The sequence below is a fragment of the Ramlibacter sp. GS1-15 genome (assembly GCF_057785015.1).
Genome location: NZ_JBYNTU010000001.1, coordinates 677,043 through 695,156, shown reverse-complemented (window position 1 = coordinate 695,156; position 18,114 = coordinate 677,043). Strand labels below are relative to the sequence as shown.

The following is an 18,114-nucleotide window of genomic DNA, read 5'->3' as shown; positions in this document are numbered from 1 at the left end:
AAGACCGAGCTGATGGACCAGCTCGCCCAGGTGCCCGCGGCGGCGCCCAAAGGCCGCAGCCCCTGGGCCGACGCGCGCGACCGGTTCATGCGCAATCGCGCCGCCGTCGCCAGCGTGATCATCCTCGCCCTCATCACGATCGCCTGCGTCGCCGGCCCGTGGGTGCTGCCCTACGAGTTCGACACCGCCGACTGGGACGCGATGAAGATGCCGCCCACCTGGCAGGGGTTCCACGTGTGGGGCACCGACGAATCGGGCCGCGACCTGCTGGTGCGCTGCCTGATCGGCGGGCGCATTTCGCTGATGGTCGGCATCCTGGCCACGATCTGCTCGGTGGCGGTGGGCATCGCCTGGGGCGCCACGGCCGGCTTCATCGGCGGCAAGGTCGACAACTTCATGATGCGCGTCGTCGACATGATGTATGCGATCCCCTACCTGCTGATCGCCATCCTGCTGGTCACCATCCTCGGGCGCGAGTTCTACCTCGTCGTGCTGGCCATCACCGCGTTCTCGTGGATGGACATGTCGCGCGTGGTGCGCGGGCAGACGCTGTCCCTGCGCACCATGGAATTCGTGGAGGCCGCGCGAGCGATCGGCGTGCCCACCCGTCGCATCATCTTCGCGCACGTCGTGCCGAACCTGCTGGGGGTCGTCGTGGTCTATACCACCGTCACCGTGCCGGCCGTGATCCTGACCGAGTCGGTCCTGTCCTTCCTCGGCCTGGGTATCCAGGAACCGATGACGAGCTGGGGCGTGCTGATCCACGACGGCGCCGGCGTGATGGAAGCGGCGCCCTGGCTGCTGCTGTTCCCCTGCGCGATGCTGTCGCTCACGCTGTATTGCTTCAACTTCATCGGCGACGGCCTGCGCGACGCGCTCGACCCCAAACAGCGATGACCAAACTCATAGACGTCCAGGACCTCAACGTGAGGTTCGACACGCCCGAAGGCGTGGTCACCGCCGTCAACGGCCTGTCGTTCGCGCTGGAGCGCGGCCAGACCTTCGGCATCGTCGGCGAATCGGGCTCGGGCAAGAGCCAGAGCATGATGGCCATCATGGGCCTGCTGGCGGCCAACGGCCGCGCGAGCGGCCGCGCGCTGTTCCAGGGCGAGGACCTGCTCTCGATGCCGGCGGCCAAGCTCAACCGGGTGCGCGGCAACCGCATCGCAATGATCTTCCAGGACCCGATGACGTCGCTGAACCCCTACCTCACGGTGGAGCGGCAGATGACCGAGGTGCTGGAGCAGCACAAGGGCCTCACTCGCCGCAGCGCGCTCACGGTCGCCATCCAGACGCTGGAGCAGGTGCGCATTCCCGATGCCGCGCGCCGCATCCGCATGTACCCGCACGAATTCTCGGGCGGCATGCGCCAGCGCATCATGATCGCGATGGCCCTGCTGTGCCAGCCGGACCTGCTGATCGCCGACGAACCCACCACCGCGCTGGACGTGACGGTGCAGGCGCAGACGATGGCGCTGCTGCGCGACCTGCAGCGCGACTTCGGCACGGCCATCATCCTGATCACGCACGACCTCGGCGTCGTCGCGGGCCTGTGCGACCAGGTGATGGTGCTGTATGGCGGCCGCATCATGGAACAGGGCAGCGCCGAAAACATCTTCTACCATCCGACGCACCCGTACACGCTGGGCCTGCTGGGCGCTGTGCCCAAGCTCGACCACGAAGGCGAGAAACTGGTCGCCATTCCCGGGGTGCCGCCCAACATGGCGAAGCTGCCGGCCGGCTGCCCCTTCTCGCAACGCTGCTCGTTCGTGATGGACCACTGCGCCACGCAGCGGCCGCCGCTCGTGCCCTCCGCCCACGACCCGCTGGTACTTCGCGCGTGCCATCGCCCGGTCGCCGAAGTCGCGCGTGAAGCCGAGCAGGTGCTGTCATGAACGCGGTATTGAAGGACTCCACGCAGGATCGCGAGCCCTTGCTGTCGGTGCGCGACCTGCACGTGCACTTCGACATCCGCGGCGAAGGCCTGTTCCCGAAGAAGCGCACGCTCAAGGCCGTGAACGGCGTGAACCTGGACTTGTACCCGGGCGAGACGCTGGGCATCGTCGGCGAATCCGGCTGCGGCAAATCGACGCTCGCGCGTGCGCTCCTCAACCTGATTCCGGCCACTTCCGGCCACGTGGTGTGGCTGGGCAAGGACATGGCCGATGCTTCGGCCAGCGACTGGCAGGACGTGCGCAAGAGCGTGCAGATGGTGTTCCAGGACCCGCTCGCGTCGCTGAACCCGCGCATGAACGTGCTGCAGATCATCGGCGAGCCGCTGCGCACGCACCGCCCCGAGCTGTCGAAGGACGAAGTGACGGCGCGCGTGAAACAGGTGATGGCGCGCGTGGGCCTGATGGAGAACCAGCTCTATCGCTATCCGCACGAGTTTTCCGGCGGCCAGTGCCAGCGCATCGGCATCGCGCGGGCGCTGATCCTCGAGCCGAAACTGATCGTGTGCGACGAGCCGGTGTCGGCACTGGACGTCTCGATCCAGGCGCAGATCATCAACCTGCTGCGGGACCTGCAGAAGCAGATGCAGCTGGCGCTGATCTTCATCGCGCACGACCTCGCCGTGGTCAAGCACGTGAGCCAGCGGATCCTCGTGATGTACCTCGGCCGCGTGATGGAGCTCGCCGACAAGCACGAGCTCTATGCCAACCCGAAGCACCCGTACACGCGCGCGCTGCTGTCGGCGGTGCCGCTGGCGGACCCGCGCCTGGAACGCGGCAAGCAGATCCAGCTGCTGCAGGGCGACCTGCCCTCGCCCATCGCGCCGCCTTCGGGCTGCGTGTTCCGCACGCGCTGTCCGCACGCGTTCGACAAGTGCGGCGTCGACGTGCCGCCGCTGATCCCGGTGAACGCTCAGTCGCAGGCGGCCTGCTGGCTGTACTGATGGCGGGAAGCAACGGGGGGTTCCGCCTGCCGTGGCGCATCGGCCCGGACGACCTGCTGCGCAACCTGCTCTATCGGCGGCTGTGGCTGTCGATCCTGACCAGCGGCTTCGGCGCGCAGATCACGATGCTGGCCATTCCCCTCACGGCCGCCGTGCTCCTGCACGCCAGCCCGACGCAGATGGGTGCGCTCACGTCGATGGAGCTCGCGCCTTTCGTGCTGTTCTCGCTGCCCTCGGGCGTGTGGCTCGATCGCGTGAAGAAGCTGCCGGTCTACGTGGCGGGCGAGCTCACGGTGGGCCTGATGCTGGTGACGGTGCCGGTGGTGTGGTCGATCGGCCTGCTGAACATGGGGTATCTCTACTTCGTGTCCTTCGTGATCGGCTGCGTGTTCACCACGGCGGGGTCCGCATCGCAGATCGTGTTGACGCAGATCGTGCCGCGCGCGCGCCTGGTGGAAGCGCACGCGAAGAACGCGCTGGCCAACTCGCTGGCGGAAGTGACGGGCCCGGGCATCGCCGGCGCGCTGATCCGGCTGGTGGGCGCACCCTTCGCGCTGCTGGTGGATGCCGCGCTCCTCATGGGCAGCGTGATGATCCTGCGCGGCCTGAAGATCGACGAGAAGCCGAACGAGAACGTGCCCGAGAGCTTCTGGCACGCCCTGAAGGAAGGCCTGCAGTTCGTCGCTGGCGTGCGCCTGCTCGTCGTGATGGCCGCCCTCGTGGGCCTGTGGCAGTTGTGCCAGCACTCGGCGATGGTGGTGCAGATCCTGTTCGCCACGCGCGAACTCGGGCTGGACGAGAAGCAGGTCGGCTTGTGCTACGTGGGCCTGGGGCTGGGCACCATCACCGGTGGCGCACTCGGCCATCGGATCGCCAGCCGCATCGGCGTCGGCGCGGGCCTGTTGTGGGGCATCGCCATGTGCGGCATCGGCTGGCTGCAACTGGCGTTCGCGCCGGCCAACGCGTGGGGGATCGCCTCGTTCGTGCTGATGCTCGTGTGCTTCGGCTTCGGCGCCGTGCTGATCTTCATCAACTTCCTCTCGCTGCGCCAGGCCGTCACGCCCGAGCCGCTGCTGGGACGCATGACCAGCACGATGCGCTGGCTGATCCTGCTGCCGTCCATTCCCGGCGCGCTGATCGGCGGCTGGATCGGCGAGCACGTGGGCCTTCGCTTCGCGCTCGCCTCGGGCGGCATCGGCGCGATCGTGCTGGCCGTCGTCGGCTGGCGTCTGACGCACCTGCCCAGGCAGATGAAGCTGCCCACTGCGGCGGCCGCGGCCTAGTTCCCCGGCACACCCATGGAAAAAGGCCTCCGAGGAGGCCCTTTTGATGGAACGGCCGCTTGCGCGGCCGGCACTCGCGTTGACTTAGAAGTCGTAGCGAGCGGTGAACTTCACGCTGCGGGGCGAGCTGTAGGCGATCACGCGGCCGAAGGTCGGGTTGATCGGCTGGTTGGCGGCCAGCGTCACGACGCTCTGCTCGTTCACGGCCTCGACGTGCTGCTTGTTGAACGCGTTGAAGAGGTCCATACGCAGGGACAGGCCCTTCACGCGCTCCGGACGGTACGTGACGTTCAGGTCGAGGCGCTGGTCCCACGGCAGATGACCGAAGGTGCCGCGCGGCGACGGTGCGCCGAAGCAGTAGTGCCCCCAGTAGACCGAGGCGTTGCCGCCTGCGGCCGGGTCGGGGATGAAGCCCACGCAGCTGCGAGGACGGCCCGACGCGATCAGCGCGTTGGCACCCAGCGTCCACTCCGGGGTCAGCGCGTAGTAGCCGAAAGCCTTGATCTGGTGCGTCCGGTCGTTCGGCAGCAGGCCGTTGGCGTACTGCATCACGTACTGGTTGTCCCAGGTCTGCGTCGCCGCCACGTCGGTTTGGCCGATGTCGGACAGCGTCTGGCCCTCGGTGTTACCCGTGCTGCGCGACCAGGTGTAGTTCACGCGGCCATACCAGCCGTTGCGGAACGGGTGCTCCAGGAACAGGTCGATGGCGGTGTAGGTCCGCTTCGCCTTTTCCGTGAAGCCCATGTCCGCTGCGCTCAGCGAGACGGTCGTGTAGTTCTTGCCCGTGCCGCTGTAATCCACCAGGAACGTGTTGGTCCGGCCCGGGTTGATCGACGCGCAGTTGAAGCCGCCCCAGTTGCTCTCGTCGATGCCATGCGCGGTGGCGTAGTTATCGAACGGCGTCTGGTCGCAGAAGTCGTCGATCGTGTTCACCAGCTTGCGGTAGGTAACACGAGCGCCGTAGCTCACGTCCGGGTTCAGCGCCTTCTCGAAGCCCAGCGTGATCTCATCCTGCTGGTTGGGCTTCAGGTTGGTCGCGGCCAAGGTCTTGGCGTCCTTCGGCTGTCCCAGCTCGTTGTTGGGCGAGAACACGTTCGACACGTTCACGCGGCCCGTCGGCTGGCCCGTCACCGGATCCACGCCCGTATACGTGAAGTACTGGTCGGTCAGCGTAGAGGGACCCGCGCCGCGCACAGCGATGTGCGTCGGAATCTGCACCGAGTAGCGGCCGGCCGAACCGAACACCTTGAAGGAGGCGTCGCCCAGCACGTCCCACGACGCGCTGAAGCGCGGCGACAGGACGTTCTTCTGCTCGAGGAACGTTTCCTTCGCGTTGTTCTTGTTCTTGAACGACTCGTTGCGCAGGCCGAACGTGAGCAGCAGGTTCTTGGTCGCTTGGTAGCGGTCTTCGATGTACTGCGCCGACTGGTCCGAGTACGCGTCCGTGATATCGGTGAAGATGCGCTCGCGGCCGAAATAGCCGTTTGCGCCCAGCGTGCCGGGGATACGGATCGTCGTGCAGCTCGGGTCCGAGCAGACGATCCCGCTCGCCCGGGTGGTGAAGCGGTAGCTGACGGTGCCGCCGCCGGCACGCGCATCGCCGGCGTTGTTCGAGATCAGCCGCACTTCGTCCAGGCCGCCGCGGATCGTGTGCTGGCCCAGCTTGTACTCGAGGTCGAAGCGGCCGGCCTTGACCTTGTCCTGGGACGACGGGGCGTTGAGGTTCTGGTCGGCCAGCGCGTTCGGGTTCGTGTAGGTGATGCCCGGGGCGGCCGCGGAGCTCGTGGACAACACCACACCCTCGGGGAAGCCGCCCGCGGACGACGTGAACCCGTTGCTGTGCGGCGACTTGCCCTCACCATACAGGGCCGTCACCGTCAGATCGTCGGTGAGGTAGCCGGTGTACTTGAGGATGGTGTCGTTCATGCCGACCGGCGTCACGTCCGGCGCGTTCTTGTAGTTGGCCGTGAAGCGGGTGACGTTGTCGCGCGCGCCGGTGGCGTAGTCGTAGCCGGACAGAGCCTCGCGGCGCTTCGACTCGTCGCCGATCATCGTCAGCTCGAGGTGGTGGTTGTCGGTGACGTTCCAGTCGAACTTCCCGAGATAGCGCGTGGTGGTATCGCGGCGCTCGGACCAGCCCCACCTGCCGATGTCGCCGGATTTGATGTTCGTGGTGGACAGCGCCGGGTTCACGCCGGAGAACTTGTCCTTCGTCTCCTCGGCGGCGACGAACATGAACAGCTTGTCCTTGATGATCGGGCCGCCGACGTAGAAGCCGTAGGACTGATCGGTCAGCTTGTTCACCGAGCGGCGGCGGTACAGCGTGCCGTCCGTGGCCGCGTTCGTCGGGTCACCCGTGTTGGGATACAGGATGTCCTTGTACTTGCTGCGCAGCGAGCTGGGCTCGATGCTGTACTGGACGCCGCCGTGCCACTCGTTCGTGCCGCTCTTGGTCGTGATGTTCAGCACACCGCCCATGGAACGGCCGAATTCCGCGCCGAAGCCGCCGGTCAGCACCTGGGCCTGGTCGATGGCGCCGAAGGGCAGCTGCGACGACCCGAGTTGGTTCAGCGGATTGGTGACCGGAAAGCCGTTGATGTAGGCCGAGTTCTCGGACGGAGCGCCGCCGCCCATGCTGGCCGCATTATTCGCATAGCGCGGGTCGGCACGCGTGGTGTTCGGCGCGAGCTGAATGATGGCATCGACGGTGCGCGCGATCGGCAGCTGGTCGAGCTCCTTGGACGTGAAGGTCGCGCCGTTGTTGGTGGACGAGACGTCGATGCTGGCGCGACGGCTCACGACCTGCACGGTCTGCAGCGTCTGGCCGCCGGCGAAACGGACTTCCGCACCTTGACCCAGGATCACTTCGACGTCGTTCGTCTCGGTGACCTTGCCGTCGCGAACGAGCTGCACGCGGTAGTCACCGACCGGCAGCGACGTGGCCTGGAAACGGCCCGTGGCGTCCGGCGTGATCGTGCGCTTGACGCCCGTGCCCTTGTTTTCGATGACGATCGAGGTGCCGGTCGGGACGGAAACCTGGCCATAGATGTTGCCGGTGGCGTTGGACTGGGCGAACGCGTCGGTCGGCAGGCCCGCGGTGATGGCGGTGGCGCTGAACGCCAGCATCAGCGCGCGGACGACGAGCTTCTTCTTGAATCGGGTGGTCTGGGTTGTCATGACCGCTCCTTGGGGTTGGGGGAAAGGGAATGGGACGAAGACAAGGTCGCGAGGGTCGCCCGCGCTCCTGCCTGCGTCGCGAAGCCACGCAACGCCATGTCGGCGTGCGGGGACTCCGCTTGTCTAAACCTTGGTTTAGCGGTTCTCATGAGTTCTCCAGACTGATCCTGCCGAGATAAAAACGAGGATCGGGACGATGCCCGATCCATGCCTTTGGAGTGACGGCCCACCTTCGGTGGTACTCGCCGATCCAACTGGAGTTTGTACACAAACGCAACACGCACGTCACTCGACGGATACCCCAAATCGCATCGTTTGTTGCCCAAACGCATCGCCCGAATTGAGGGCGAAAAAAAAACCCGCGCGCCATTGGCGTGCGGGTTGCGGACGGAGCCGTCGCCGGCTACTCGAATTTGAAGTTGAATTCCTGCGTTGCGAGGATGTCGCCGCTTCCGGAAATGCAGCTGTATTGCAGCATTGCCGTCCGTACGGCGCTGTGGTAGACGCGCGGCCCTGACAGGATCTGCACATCCACGACCTTGCCGTTTCGGATGGTGGCCTGCGCCCTTACGACCCCTTCGACGTTGTCCCTTTGCGCCTGTTTGGGCACTTCGGGTTTCACCTGTGTCGGGCACGCCACACCGATGTCCTGCCGTCCCGAAGGCGCAGGCGGAGCGGCGGGCGGCGGCGGCGGTGCGATGACCGGCGGGGTCTTGGGCGGCTCCGCGACGGACGGAATCGCGATCGCCGTGGGCGGGGGAGTCACCTCCGGCGGCGGCACGAAGGGCGGCGGCGGAGCCTCGACCTTCGGGGTCACGGGCTTGACGATCTCCTTCGGCGGCGGTGGCGGGGGCGGCGGCGGGATGATCACTTCCTGGATCACCGCGGCCTCGAGGGGCTTCTTGACGATCTTCAGCACGTTCATCGTCGTGCCCGTGATGAGCCCGTACAGCACGATCGCGTGCACGAGCGCGACCACGATCCAGCCGATCAAGCGGCGGGTCGGGTCCTTCTGCCCGTACTTGCGGTGATGCAAAGGGACGTTCTGGGTGGCGGCGGCGTTCATTGGACGAACTGCTCATGGCCGATCACGGCCACCTTGTTGAGCCCCTTGCGTTTGGTCGACGACAGCACGTTCGCGAACACGGCGTAGCTGCAGTCCTTGTCGGGGCGGATCTGCACGATCGGCTGCGGGTTCATCGTGGCCACCAGATCCATCTTCTGCTCGAGATCCTGGGCGCTGACCGGCAGGCCCTGCCAGTACACCGTGCTCTTCTCGTCGATGTTGATCAACAACTTCTCCGGCTCGATCGTGGTCGGCGGAGCGCCCACCGGCATCTCCAGGTTCACCGCGTGCAGCTGGATCGGGATGGTGATGATCAGCATCACGAGCAACACCAGCATCACGTCGATCAGCGGCGTGGTGTTGATGTCCATCATCACGTCCGGGTCCCCGGCACCGAAACGGCGGCCCTTCGTCTTCAGGTTCTGTTTCATGAAGGCCTCGCGTCAGCCGCCCAGCGGCGGCGGTTCGGTGATGAAGGCCACCTTGGTGATGCCGGCGCGCTGGCACGCGAGCATCACCTTGCCCACGCCCGCGTAGCGCGCGGCCAGGTCGCCGCGGATCTGCACTTCGGGCTGGGGCTTCATCGACGACACCTTCTTGAGCTTGTCGACAAGGAACGCATCGTTCGGCACTTTCGCGTCGTACCAGTAGATGTCGCCCTTCGTGTCCACCGAGATGATCACGTTTTCGGGCTTGGTTTCGCGAACCTCCACGCGCTCCTTCGGGAGCGTCACGGGGATCGATGTCGTCACCACCGGGATGGTGATCAGGAAGATGATCAGCAGCACCAGCATCACGTCCACGAGGGGCGTGGTGTTGATGGCGGACATGACTTCGTCTTCGTCGCCGGATGCCGGGCCGACAGCCATTGCCATGGCTTGACTCCTAGAGGGTCAGCTCGGGGGCCGCTTACGCGGCTTTCCCGGCCGAGCCCACGATCACGGCATTGAGTTCGTCGGCGAACTCGCGCACTTCGTCCATCACGGCCTTGTTGCGGCGGGCGAGCCAGTTGTAGGCGAGCACCGCCGGGATGGCCACGGCCAGGCCGATGGCCGTCATGATCAGCGCCTCACCGACGGGGCCGGCGACCTTGTCGATCGAGGCCTGGCCGGAGATGCCGATGGCCGTCAGCGCGTGATAGATGCCCCACACCGTGCCGAACAGGCCGACGAAGGGGGAGGTAGAGCCCACGGTGGCGAGGAACGCCAGGCCGCCTTGCGTGGTGGCATGGACGCGGTCCACCGCGGCGGTGATGCTCATGGGAATCCAGTCGCCCATCGGGATGTGGCTCTTGAGGCCCCCGTGGTCGCTGGTGGCGGCAACGCCCGCCTCGGCGATGAAGCGGTAGGCGCTGTTCTTCTCGAGCGAATTGGCTGCGGCGCTGACGGACTGGTTGCCCCAGAACTTCTGGTCCACGGTGCGGGCGTGGCGGTTCATCTTGGTCTGCTCGAGCAGCTTGGTGATCAGGATGTACCAGCTGCCGGCCGACATGATCGCCAGGATGATCAGCACGCTGCGCGCGATGTTGTCGGAGCCCTTCCACAGCGCTTCGAGGCCGTAGGGATTGTCCGTGGATGCGACGTCGCCGTTGGGCTTCTTCTGCGAAGCGGCCTGGGCGGCGGCAGCGGCCGGAGGCGTGGCCGCATCGCTCGCCACGGCGGCGAGAGCGGACGCCGGGGCCTGCGCGTGAGCGGGGGATTGGAAGAGGATCGCGAGGGGCAGCAGCGCCGTCGCGGCTGCGCGAATGAGGAAGGCCGAGGTCCGCAAGATGAAATCCTTTGTCTTTTGGGGTGCAAAAGGCTTTGAATGAACGAATGACGCCGGATGGGTGCCACGTGCTCGCTTTGAACCATGGTGGCTCCCGGTAGGGACCCCACCTTTGTCCAAACCGACGAGTATAGTTTGTCAGGGGCGTGCGAAAAACCACCTCGGGCCGCCTTGGCCTCAGGATAACTACCGAGTTGGTTTGCCATCCGCCCATGAACCGGCCGGTTCGTCGCAAGAACTGCGCCAAGCCGTTCAGTCCAGGCGCCGAAGCCGGGACGCTATAATCATTGGCTCAGAAGAAGAAAAGCCGGTGTAGCTCAGTTGGTAGAGCAGCTCATTCGTAATGAGAAGGTCGGGTGTTCGAATCATCTCTCCGGCACCACCCTACAGAGCCCCGTGATCGCCAGGTCACGGGGCTTTTCATTCAGCCCGTCGCCGTGCGGACCCCGCTCGCCCGCCGCCCGCGCGGGACGGCCTGCGGCACGGGCTGCTCCTGCACCGGTTCCCGCCCGCCCGGCTCCATCAATGCGAGGTTGCTGCGGCCCATGCCGATGCAGGTGACGCCCGCCGCGGCGAGCTGGTGCGGGTCGTACAGGTTGCGGCCGTCGAACACGAGGGGCGTGCGCATCGCCTTCTTCAGCGCGGCCAGATTGAGCATCCGGTAATTGCGCCACTCGGTCACCAGCAGCAGCGCGTCCGCGCCTTCCAGCGCCTCCATGGGCTTGTCGACGTAGCGCAGGCGCGCCAGCAGGTGCGGCTCCTGCGCCAGGTCCTCGCCGAACGCGCGCCGCGCCTGCGGCTGCGCGACGGGGTCGTGCGCCACGACTTCGGCTCCCGAGCGCAAAAGGCCGGCGACGATCGTGCGGCTCGGCGCCTCCCGCATATCGTCCGTGTCGGGCTTGAATGCCAGCCCGAACACCGCGAAGCGCCGTCCAGCCAGGCGCGGGCCGAACTGCGCGGCGACCTTGGCGAGCAATGCGTGACGCTGCGCATCGTTGACCGCCTGCACCGCCTCGAGCACCTGCATGCGCAGGCCATGCGCCTGGGCGGTGCGGCACAGCGCGTCCACGTCCTTCGGGAAGCAGGACCCGCCGTAGCCGCAGCCCGCGTAGAGGAAGCCGTAGCCGATGCGCGGGTCCGAGCCGATGCCCTGCCGCACCAGCTCGATGTCGGCCCCCAGCCGGTCCGCGAGGTTGGCGAGCTCGTTCATGAACGAGATCCGCGCGGCCAGCATCGCATTGGCCGCGTACTTCGTGAGCTCCGCGCTGCGCACGTCCATCACGCGCGTGCGCTCGTGGTTGCGGTTGAAGGGCAGGTACAGCTCGCGCATGACCTTGAGCGCGCGGCGCCCCGCCATGTCGTCCTCCACGCCGAGCACGATGCGGTCGGGCCGCATGAAATCCTCCACGGCAGCACCTTCCTTCAGGAACTCCGGGTTGCTCACGACGGAGAAGTCGAGTGCGCGGCCGCGCGCCCCCAGCTCTTCGCGCACGATCGCCGCCACCTGCGACGCCGTGCCCACCGGCACCGTCGACTTCAGCACGATGACCTTGAAGTTGTCCATGCGGCGGCCGATCGCGCGGGCCGCCGCGAACACGTGCGTGAGGTCGGCAGCGCCGTCCGCCGCCGGCGGCGTGCCCACCGCAATGAACAGCACGTCGCCGAAGGCCACGCTGGCCGCGACGTCGGTGGAATACACCAGGCGGCCTTCCTCGACGTTGCGTTGCGCGATCTGCTGCAGCCCGGGCTCGTGGATCGGCATGCGCCCGGCCCGCAGCTGGGCGATCTTCGACGCATCCAGGTCGAGGCAAAACACGTGGTTGCCCAGCTCGGCCAGGCAGGCACCGGTCACGAGACCCACATAGCCCGTGCCGACGATGGTCACGTTCATTTCGCTTGAGCTCCGGTTCGGATTGCAGGAGGGACACCGCCAGCGTACTTACGTGTGTCTCGGCCATAGGTGACGCTCAAGCCCGTCGTCACGTCGGTGTGGTCCTGCGCCGAGTTCGATATATCGCCGCGCGACATGAATTGCGGCGAGTTCCGGCCCACGGCTGCACCGATTCTCGATATAACGGACCGGTCAAGGAGAGCTTTGGCCCATGCGCAACTACAACGAACGCATGCGCGTGCTCGTCACGGGCGGCGCGGGATTCCTGGGCAGTCACTTGTGCGAACGGCTGCTGGCCGATGGCCACGAGGTGCTGTGCGTAGACAACTTCTTCACCGGCACCAAGCGCAACATCGAGCACCTGCTGGAGGACTCGCGCTTCGAACTGCTGCGGCACGACGTGACGATCCCGCTGTACGTGGAGGTCGACCGGATCTACAACCTCGCCTGCCCGGCCAGCCCGGTGCACTACCAGCACGACCCGGTGCAGACCACCCGGACGAGCGTGCACGGCGCCATCAACATGCTGGGCCTGGCCAAGCGCCTGAAGGCACGCATCTTCCAGGCTTCCACCAGCGAGGTCTACGGCGACCCGCAAGAGCATCCGCAACGCGAGAGCTACTGGGGCCACGTGAACCCGGTGGGCGTGCGCAGCTGCTACGACGAAGGCAAGCGCTGCGCCGAGACGCTCTTCTTCGACTATCACCGGCAGTGGCAGCTCGACATCCGCGTCGCGCGCATCTTCAACACCTACGGGCCGCGCATGCACCCGAACGACGGGCGCGTGGTCTCGAACTTCATCGTGCAGGCACTGCGCGGCGAGCCCATCACGGTGTACGGCGACGGTTCGCAGACGCGCAGCTTCTGCTACGTGGACGACCTGATCGAAGGCTTCTTGCGCTTCATGGCCGCCCAGGCGCCCTGCCCCGGCCCGATCAACCTCGGCAACCCCGGCGAGTTCACCATCCTGCAGCTCGCCGAGCGCATCATCGACCTCACGAACTCGACGTCGAAGATCGTGCGCAAGCGGCTTCCGGCCGACGACCCGGCCCAGCGGCGCCCGGACATCGCGCTCGCGCGCGAGCGGCTGCAATGGGAACCCAAGGTGCCATTGAGGGAGGGCCTCGGGCCCACGATCGAGTACTTCGACCGGCTGCTTCGGAACGGCCAGTGAGCGGCATCGAGGACGACGTCGCGCGCGAATGGATGTCCGCGATGCGTCGCGGCGACTGGGAGGCCGCATGGCGCCAAAGCGACCGCCTGCCCTCGCACCTCGTCTGGGACGGCACTCCGTTCGACGAGCGGCGCGTGCGGGTGCGCTGCCTGCACGGCCTGGGCGACACGTTGCAGTTCATGCGCTTCGTGCCGTTTCTCGCGGGGCGCGCCAGTCACCTCGATTTCCTTGTCCAGCCTGCGCTGCTGCGGCTCCTGCGAAACGCGCCCGGGCTGGGCGAAGTGTCCAATGCATGGACCGACGACCCGCCGCCTTGCGAGGTCGAGATCGAGGTGATGGAACTGGCGTATGCCCTGCGCTGCCGAATGGAAGACCTGCCTGCGCCGTACCCCCACCTGGCCGGGCAGGTGCGCGGCCGTGCGCCGCTGCCGATCGCGAACGATGGCCGCTTGCGCGTGGCCGTGATGTGGTCCGTGAGCGACTGGGGCACGAGCCGGTCGGTGCCCTTGCGCGCGCTCGAGCCCCTGCTGAAGGTGCCCGGCGCCGTTTTCTACAGCCTGCAGCAAGGCCGGGCCATGAACGATCGCGACATCGTGCGGCTGGGGCTCATTCCGCTGTCCGCGCGCACCGAGGACATCGCCGACGCGGCCGCGGCGATGCTGCAGATGGACCTCGTCATCACGCCGGATGCGATGCCCGCGCACCTGGCCGGCACATTGGGCCGCCCGACCTGGATGATGCTGCAGCACGAGGCCGACTGGCGGTGGATGGAAAGCCGCGACGACACCCCGTGGTACCCGACGGTTCGGCTGTTCCGCCAGCCCGCCCCCGGCGATTGGGCCGGCGTGGCTCATGAAATGGCCGAGACGCTCAGGCGCGACTGCAGTTCACGCAACGCACCTTCGACCAGCCCTCGCCCAGTTCGATCACGCTGAAACTGGCGCAGCCGATCTCGAATCGCTCGATGTCGTCGAGCGACATCGACAGGTGCGCGGCCAGGAGCGCCTTGATCACGTCCGCGTGCGAGACCACCGCGACCGTGGCCGCGGGGTGCGCACGCCGCAGGCGCCGGGCACCATCGGCGACGCGCTGCTGCACTTGGGCGAAGGGCTCGCCGCCCGGCGGCCTGGCTGTCGCGCGGCGTTCGACCCAGTCGCGCCAGCCCGCCGCGCCTGCATCGAGTTCCGCCAGGCTGCGCCCGGTCCACTCGCCGAAATCGATTTCGTCGAACTCGGGCGCATCCTGCACCGGCAACATCAGCCGGCGTGCGATCACGCCGGCCGTTTCCCGCGCGCGCTGTTGCGGGCTGCTGTAGAGCGCGGCGATCTCGAAGTGGGCGAGCGAGTCGGCGAGCGCCTGCGCCTGTGCCCGGCCCTGCGCGTTCAGGGCGACGCCCGGCATCCGGCCGGCGATGCCGCGGCCCACCCAATCGTGCGCGGCATGACGCACGAGCACGAGCAGCGTCACGTGCCCGTCGCGAGGGCGGCCTCGCGCCCCGCGCCTGCGCCGGACCTGCCGGCCGCGTAGCGCCGCACCATGCGGGCGCAGAATTCGGCGTATTCCTCGGCGACTTGGGGCGCGCTCGTGTGGTGGGGGTGGATGCCGCGATGCTCGGGCGTGAAGCACAAGGTGAGCGTGACGTCGAAGTCTTCCAGCGCAAGCATCTGCCGGTCGAACCACGCGTCCGCGCCGGGGCGGCAACTGTCGGCCCAGGACAGGCCGGTGCGCAATTTCTTCACGCCCAGCTTCTTCAGCCAGCGCACCGCGTCGTCGAGCCGGTGGTCCTCGAAATGGAACCACTGGCAGATGCCCACCTCGGGCGTGTACTTCGGGAAGAGCCGGCAGGCCAGCTTGGGCGTGCCATCCTCGCGCAGCAGCCCCATGTGGAAGTGGCGGTAGTAGCTCGAGCCTTCCGCTTCCTTGTGCCGCGTCGTCGCGGGCCAGGCCTTCGGCAGGTCATACAGCGAATACCAATGAATTCGCACCGCGCGGCCGACCAGCAGCTCCGCGGTCTTCTGCAGGCCCCACTCCTGCACTTCCTCCGCGCCGAAGGTCGAGACGCCGACCTCCGTCACCCAGATGGGCAGCGGAGTCACGGCCCGGATTTCGGCGAGCTTGTCCGGCCATTCGTGGATCTGCCAGTGATTCCAGTCGAGCGGGAAGCCGTGTACCGCGACAGCGTCCATGCGGTCGAGCACGCCCTGGGCCTCGAGGTTCCGCATGAACGCCGGATCGATCGGGGAGATGCCGCCCAGCACCCGCGTGAGCGGCGCATTCTCCGCCTCCACCGCGGAAGCCGCGAGCTTGACCATGTGCGCATAGCGCTCCCAGGTCGGGTCGAGTTCGAGGTCCCAGTGCGACTTGTTGTTCGGCTCGTTCCAGAACTTGACGGCTTCGATCATTCGTGGGGCGCCATGGTTTCGGCGGGAACGGATTCGGGCTCGCCGCGGATGAACGCCTCGACCAGCTCGCGCGCTTCGTCGTCCGTGTACTGCAGGGGCGGCGACTTCATGAAATAGCTAGCGGGCCCGTTGAGCGCGCCGCCGATTCCGCGGTCGAGCGCGATCTTCGCGCAGCGGACGGCGTCGATCACCACGCCGGCCGAGTTGGGTGAATCCCAGACCTCGAGCTTCACCTCGCATTGCAGCGGCACGTTGCCGAACGCCGTGCCCTCCATGCGGATGTGGCAGAACTTGCGGTCGGCCAGCCAGGGCACGTAATCGCTCGGGCCCACGTGCACGTTCTCGGCCTTCAGCTCGTGCCCGAGCTGGCTGGTGACGGCCTGCGTCTTGGAAATCTTCTTCGACACCAGCCGCTCGCGCTCCAGCATGTTGAGGAAATCGGTGTTGCCGCCGAAATTGAGCTGGTACGTGCGGTCGAGCCGCACGCCGCGCTTGCGGAACAGGTCGGTGAGGATGCGGTGCACGATGGTCGCGCCCACCTGCGACTTGATGTCGTCGCCGATGATCGGCAAGCGCCGCTGCGCGAAACGCCTGTTCCAGTAAGGCTGCGACGCGATGAAGACGGGGATGCAATTGACGAACGCGCAGCCGGCCTCCAGCACCTGCTCGACATACCACTTGGTCGCCATTTCCGATCCGACCGGCAGGTACGAGACGACCACATCCGTCTTCGTGGACTTGAGGATACCGACGATGTCGTCGGTGGAGCCCGACGCCTTGGGCACCAGGTCCTTGAGGTAATGGCCGATGCCGTCGTGCGTCATGCCCCGGTGAACCTTCACGCCCAGCTTGGGCACCTCGTCGAAGCGGATCGTGTTGTTCGGCTCCGCGTAGATCGCCTCGCCGAGATCGAGGCCGACCTTGTGCGCACTCACGTCGAAGGCGGCGCTGAATTCGATGTCGGCCGGCCGGTAGCCGCCGAGGTCCACGTGCATGAGGCCCGGAACGAAGTCGCCGTCCTTCGCGTCACGATAGAAGTGGACACCTTGCACCAGCGATGAGGCGCAATTGCCCACGCCGATGATCGCGACCCGAACCTTTGCCATGCATCGCTCCCTTGTCTTCTTGTTCGCACGAGCCTGAGTGCAGGAAATCCTAACTTCCAGAGAACATGTCGTGTTGCGATGCACGCTCGGCAGCAGTTTTTTTTTGTTGCTGAGACCGTAACCGCCCCACGGCATTCGCGGCCCGACCTACTATCGGTCGGCAAGACGAATAAGGAATCAGCGATGAAAGACGTCTTGATCACGGGAGGCGCTGGTTTCATCGGCTCGCATCTGGCCGATGAACTCCTTGCGCATGGCTATCGCGTGAAGGTGCTGGACCTGCTCCATCCGCAGGTGCACGGCGAAGGCAGGCGACGACCGCCGTACCTCGATCGCGAAGTGGAACTCCTCGCGGGCGACGTGTGCGACAAGGAAACGGTGCGGCGCGCGCTCAAGGGTGTCGATGCGGTGTTCCACTTCGCGGCCGCGGTCGGCGTGGGGCAAAGCATGTACGAGGTGGCGCACTACACGCGCGTGAACAACCTCGGCACCGCCACCCTGCTCGAGGCGCTCATCGAGAGGCCCGTACAGCGATTCGTCATTGCCTCGAGCATGAGCCTGTATGGGGAAGGGCTGTACCGCCGCCCCTCGGGTGAGTTGCGCGCCGCGGCGACTCGCTCGATCGAACAGCTGCGGCGCGGTGAGTGGGAAGTTCGCGATGCGGACGGTGAAGTGCTCGAGCCCGTGCCTACGCCGGAGAGCAAGGCACCCGCGATCGCATCCGTGTACGCGTTGTCGAAGTACGACCAGGAGCGCATGGGCCTGATGATCGGCAGCGCCTATGGCATTCCTGCCGTCGCGCTGCGCTTCTTCAACGCCTACGGCCCGCGGCAGGCGCTATCGAACCCCTACACCGGCGTGCTCGCGATCTTCGCGTCGCGGCTTTTGAACGACAGTGCACCCGCGATCTTCGAAGACGGCCTGCAGCGGCGCGACTTCGTGAGCGTGCACGACGTCGCGAGGGCCTGCCGCCTGGCGCTCGAGGTCGAGCAAGCCGCCGGCCGGGTCTTCAACGTCGGCAGCGGGCAGCCGCAGACCGTGTGCGAGATCGCAGCGCGGCTGGCGCGCGTGATGGGCAAGGAACACATCCGGCCCGAGATCCTGGGCAAGTACCGGGTCGGCGACATCCGCCACTGCTTCGCCGACATCACCACGGCGCGGCAGGTGCTCGGCTACGAACCGCAGGTGACGCTCGACGAAGGCATGGCCGAACTCGCGTCGTGGCTCGAAGGGCAGGCCGCCGTCGACCGCGTCGCGCAGGCAAGCGCGGAGCTGAGCCAACGGGGGCTGACGGTATGAGTCGCCGGGCCGCTCCCAAGACTCATGGCAACGCAGCGCGCAGCGCGGAGGTT

General features: G+C 66.7%; 16 protein-coding genes and 1 tRNA gene. 8 read left to right on the top strand and 9 right to left on the bottom strand.

The features are described from left to right. The first annotated feature begins 12 nt into the window (after nucleotides 1-12). From AC3EF3_RS03455 to AC3EF3_RS03440, 4 genes are read left to right on the top strand one after another with little or no spacing between them, the layout of a single operon-like run. On the top strand, nucleotides 13-897 hold the full coding sequence (locus AC3EF3_RS03455; RefSeq protein WP_488533728.1) for an ABC transporter permease subunit: 885 nt from the start codon (nucleotides 13-15) through the stop codon (nucleotides 895-897). Then, nucleotides 894-1,895 (top strand): oligopeptide/dipeptide ABC transporter ATP-binding protein, encoded by a 1,002-nt coding sequence (locus tag AC3EF3_RS03450; RefSeq protein WP_488530759.1) that lies wholly within the window; start codon nucleotides 894-896, stop codon nucleotides 1,893-1,895. The genes AC3EF3_RS03455 and AC3EF3_RS03450 overlap by 4 nt, the downstream gene beginning before the upstream one ends. Beyond that, nucleotides 1,892-2,896 carry an oligopeptide/dipeptide ABC transporter ATP-binding protein gene (locus AC3EF3_RS03445; RefSeq protein ID WP_488530758.1) on the top strand — a complete coding sequence of 335 codons (1,005 nt, stop codon included), beginning with the start codon at nucleotides 1,892-1,894 and terminating at the stop codon, nucleotides 2,894-2,896. Before AC3EF3_RS03450 ends, AC3EF3_RS03445 begins: the two co-directional genes overlap by 4 nt. After that, nucleotides 2,896-4,179, top strand: coding sequence for an MFS transporter (locus AC3EF3_RS03440; protein ID WP_488530757.1), 1,284 nt, complete (start codon nucleotides 2,896-2,898; stop codon nucleotides 4,177-4,179). Before AC3EF3_RS03445 ends, AC3EF3_RS03440 begins: the two co-directional genes overlap by 1 nt. 84 nt (nucleotides 4,180-4,263) lie before the next feature. On the opposite strand, the gene AC3EF3_RS03435 is transcribed toward AC3EF3_RS03440, so the two are convergent. The 5 genes from AC3EF3_RS03435 to AC3EF3_RS03415 all read right to left on the bottom strand — a co-directional run bounded on the left by AC3EF3_RS03435 (nucleotide 4,264) and on the right by AC3EF3_RS03415 (nucleotide 10,189). Beyond that, nucleotides 4,264-7,356, bottom strand: coding sequence for a TonB-dependent receptor (locus AC3EF3_RS03435; protein WP_488530756.1), 3,093 nt, complete (start codon nucleotides 7,354-7,356; stop codon nucleotides 4,264-4,266). Nucleotides 7,357-7,759: 403 nt separating this feature from the next. After that, nucleotides 7,760-8,422: an energy transducer TonB gene (locus AC3EF3_RS03430; protein ID WP_488530755.1), complete on the bottom strand. Its 663-nt coding sequence runs from the start codon at nucleotides 8,420-8,422 to the stop codon at nucleotides 7,760-7,762. Further along, nucleotides 8,419-8,853 carry an ExbD/TolR family protein gene (locus tag AC3EF3_RS03425; RefSeq protein WP_488530754.1) on the bottom strand — a complete coding sequence of 145 codons (435 nt, stop codon included), beginning with the start codon at nucleotides 8,851-8,853 and terminating at the stop codon, nucleotides 8,419-8,421. Before AC3EF3_RS03425 ends, AC3EF3_RS03430 begins: the two co-directional genes overlap by 4 nt. 12 nt (nucleotides 8,854-8,865) lie before the next feature. Further along, nucleotides 8,866-9,297: an ExbD/TolR family protein gene (locus tag AC3EF3_RS03420; RefSeq protein ID WP_488530753.1), complete on the bottom strand. Its 432-nt coding sequence runs from the start codon at nucleotides 9,295-9,297 to the stop codon at nucleotides 8,866-8,868. Nucleotides 9,298-9,331: 34 nt separating this feature from the next. After that, nucleotides 9,332-10,189 (bottom strand): MotA/TolQ/ExbB proton channel family protein, encoded by an 858-nt coding sequence (locus AC3EF3_RS03415; RefSeq protein ID WP_488530752.1) that lies wholly within the window; start codon nucleotides 10,187-10,189, stop codon nucleotides 9,332-9,334. Between the two features lie 306 nt (nucleotides 10,190-10,495). Between AC3EF3_RS03415 and AC3EF3_RS03410 the strand changes: the two genes are divergently transcribed. Beyond that, nucleotides 10,496-10,571: transfer RNA gene (locus tag AC3EF3_RS03410), tRNA-Thr, on the top strand. A gap of 42 nt (nucleotides 10,572-10,613) precedes the next feature. Here AC3EF3_RS03410 and AC3EF3_RS03405 read toward each other — a convergent pair. Further along, nucleotides 10,614-12,080, bottom strand: a complete 1,467-nt coding sequence (locus AC3EF3_RS03405; RefSeq protein ID WP_488530751.1) for a UDP-glucose dehydrogenase family protein — start codon at nucleotides 12,078-12,080, stop codon at nucleotides 10,614-10,616. Between the two features lie 211 nt (nucleotides 12,081-12,291). Between AC3EF3_RS03405 and AC3EF3_RS03400 the strand changes: the two genes are divergently transcribed. Next, a complete protein-coding gene (locus AC3EF3_RS03400) occupies nucleotides 12,292-13,254 on the top strand; it encodes a UDP-glucuronic acid decarboxylase family protein (RefSeq protein ID WP_488530750.1) in 963 nt (320 codons plus the stop codon). Next, a complete protein-coding gene (locus AC3EF3_RS03395) occupies nucleotides 13,251-14,189 on the top strand; it encodes a hypothetical protein (RefSeq protein WP_488530749.1) in 939 nt (312 codons plus the stop codon). The genes AC3EF3_RS03400 and AC3EF3_RS03395 overlap by 4 nt, the downstream gene beginning before the upstream one ends. On the opposite strand, the gene AC3EF3_RS03390 is transcribed toward AC3EF3_RS03395, so the two are convergent. Genes AC3EF3_RS03390 through AC3EF3_RS03380 form a run of 3 tightly spaced genes read right to left on the bottom strand, consistent with a single transcriptional unit; the run spans nucleotide 14,125 to nucleotide 16,762 of the window. Beyond that, a complete protein-coding gene (locus AC3EF3_RS03390) occupies nucleotides 14,125-14,721 on the bottom strand; it encodes a histidine phosphatase family protein (protein ID WP_488530748.1) in 597 nt (198 codons plus the stop codon). The two genes, AC3EF3_RS03395 and AC3EF3_RS03390, sit on opposite strands and share 65 nt — an antisense overlap. Next, nucleotides 14,718-15,656, bottom strand: a complete 939-nt coding sequence (locus AC3EF3_RS03385; protein WP_488530747.1) for a glycoside hydrolase family protein — start codon at nucleotides 15,654-15,656, stop codon at nucleotides 14,718-14,720. Before AC3EF3_RS03385 ends, AC3EF3_RS03390 begins: the two co-directional genes overlap by 4 nt. Further along, entirely contained in the window at nucleotides 15,653-16,762 is a 1,110-nt protein-coding gene (locus AC3EF3_RS03380; RefSeq protein ID WP_488530746.1) for an inositol-3-phosphate synthase, read from the bottom strand. The genes AC3EF3_RS03385 and AC3EF3_RS03380 overlap by 4 nt, the downstream gene beginning before the upstream one ends. Nucleotides 16,763-16,945: 183 nt before the next feature. Here AC3EF3_RS03380 and AC3EF3_RS03375 point away from each other — a divergent pair, with 183 nt between their 5' ends. Next, the gene (locus AC3EF3_RS03375) at nucleotides 16,946-18,061 is read left to right on the top strand and encodes an NAD-dependent epimerase/dehydratase family protein (protein WP_488530745.1); all 1,116 of its coding nucleotides are present in this window, start codon (nucleotides 16,946-16,948) and stop codon (nucleotides 18,059-18,061) included. The last annotated feature ends 53 nt before the right edge of the window (nucleotides 18,062-18,114 follow it).

Coding starts and splice junctions, on each gene's coding strand:
- AC3EF3_RS03455 (WP_488533728.1), top strand. CDS start 13: ATGGACCAGCTCGCCCAGGTGCCCGCGGCGGCGCCCAAAGGCCGCAGC.
- AC3EF3_RS03450 (WP_488530759.1), top strand. CDS start 894: ATGACCAAACTCATAGACGTCCAGGACCTCAACGTGAGGTTCGACACG.
- AC3EF3_RS03445 (WP_488530758.1), top strand. CDS start 1,892: ATGAACGCGGTATTGAAGGACTCCACGCAGGATCGCGAGCCCTTGCTG.
- AC3EF3_RS03440 (WP_488530757.1), top strand. CDS start 2,896: ATGGCGGGAAGCAACGGGGGGTTCCGCCTGCCGTGGCGCATCGGCCCG.
- AC3EF3_RS03435 (WP_488530756.1), bottom strand. CDS start 7,356: ATGACAACCCAGACCACCCGATTCAAGAAGAAGCTCGTCGTCCGCGCG.
- AC3EF3_RS03430 (WP_488530755.1), bottom strand. CDS start 8,422: ATGAACGCCGCCGCCACCCAGAACGTCCCTTTGCATCACCGCAAGTAC.
- AC3EF3_RS03425 (WP_488530754.1), bottom strand. CDS start 8,853: ATGAAACAGAACCTGAAGACGAAGGGCCGCCGTTTCGGTGCCGGGGAC.
- AC3EF3_RS03420 (WP_488530753.1), bottom strand. CDS start 9,297: ATGGCAATGGCTGTCGGCCCGGCATCCGGCGACGAAGACGAAGTCATG.
- AC3EF3_RS03405 (WP_488530751.1), bottom strand. CDS start 12,080: ATGAACGTGACCATCGTCGGCACGGGCTATGTGGGTCTCGTGACCGGT.
- AC3EF3_RS03400 (WP_488530750.1), top strand. CDS start 12,292: ATGCGCAACTACAACGAACGCATGCGCGTGCTCGTCACGGGCGGCGCG.
- AC3EF3_RS03385 (WP_488530747.1), bottom strand. CDS start 15,656: ATGATCGAAGCCGTCAAGTTCTGGAACGAGCCGAACAACAAGTCGCAC.
- AC3EF3_RS03380 (WP_488530746.1), bottom strand. CDS start 16,762: ATGGCAAAGGTTCGGGTCGCGATCATCGGCGTGGGCAATTGCGCCTCA.
- AC3EF3_RS03375 (WP_488530745.1), top strand. CDS start 16,946: ATGAAAGACGTCTTGATCACGGGAGGCGCTGGTTTCATCGGCTCGCAT.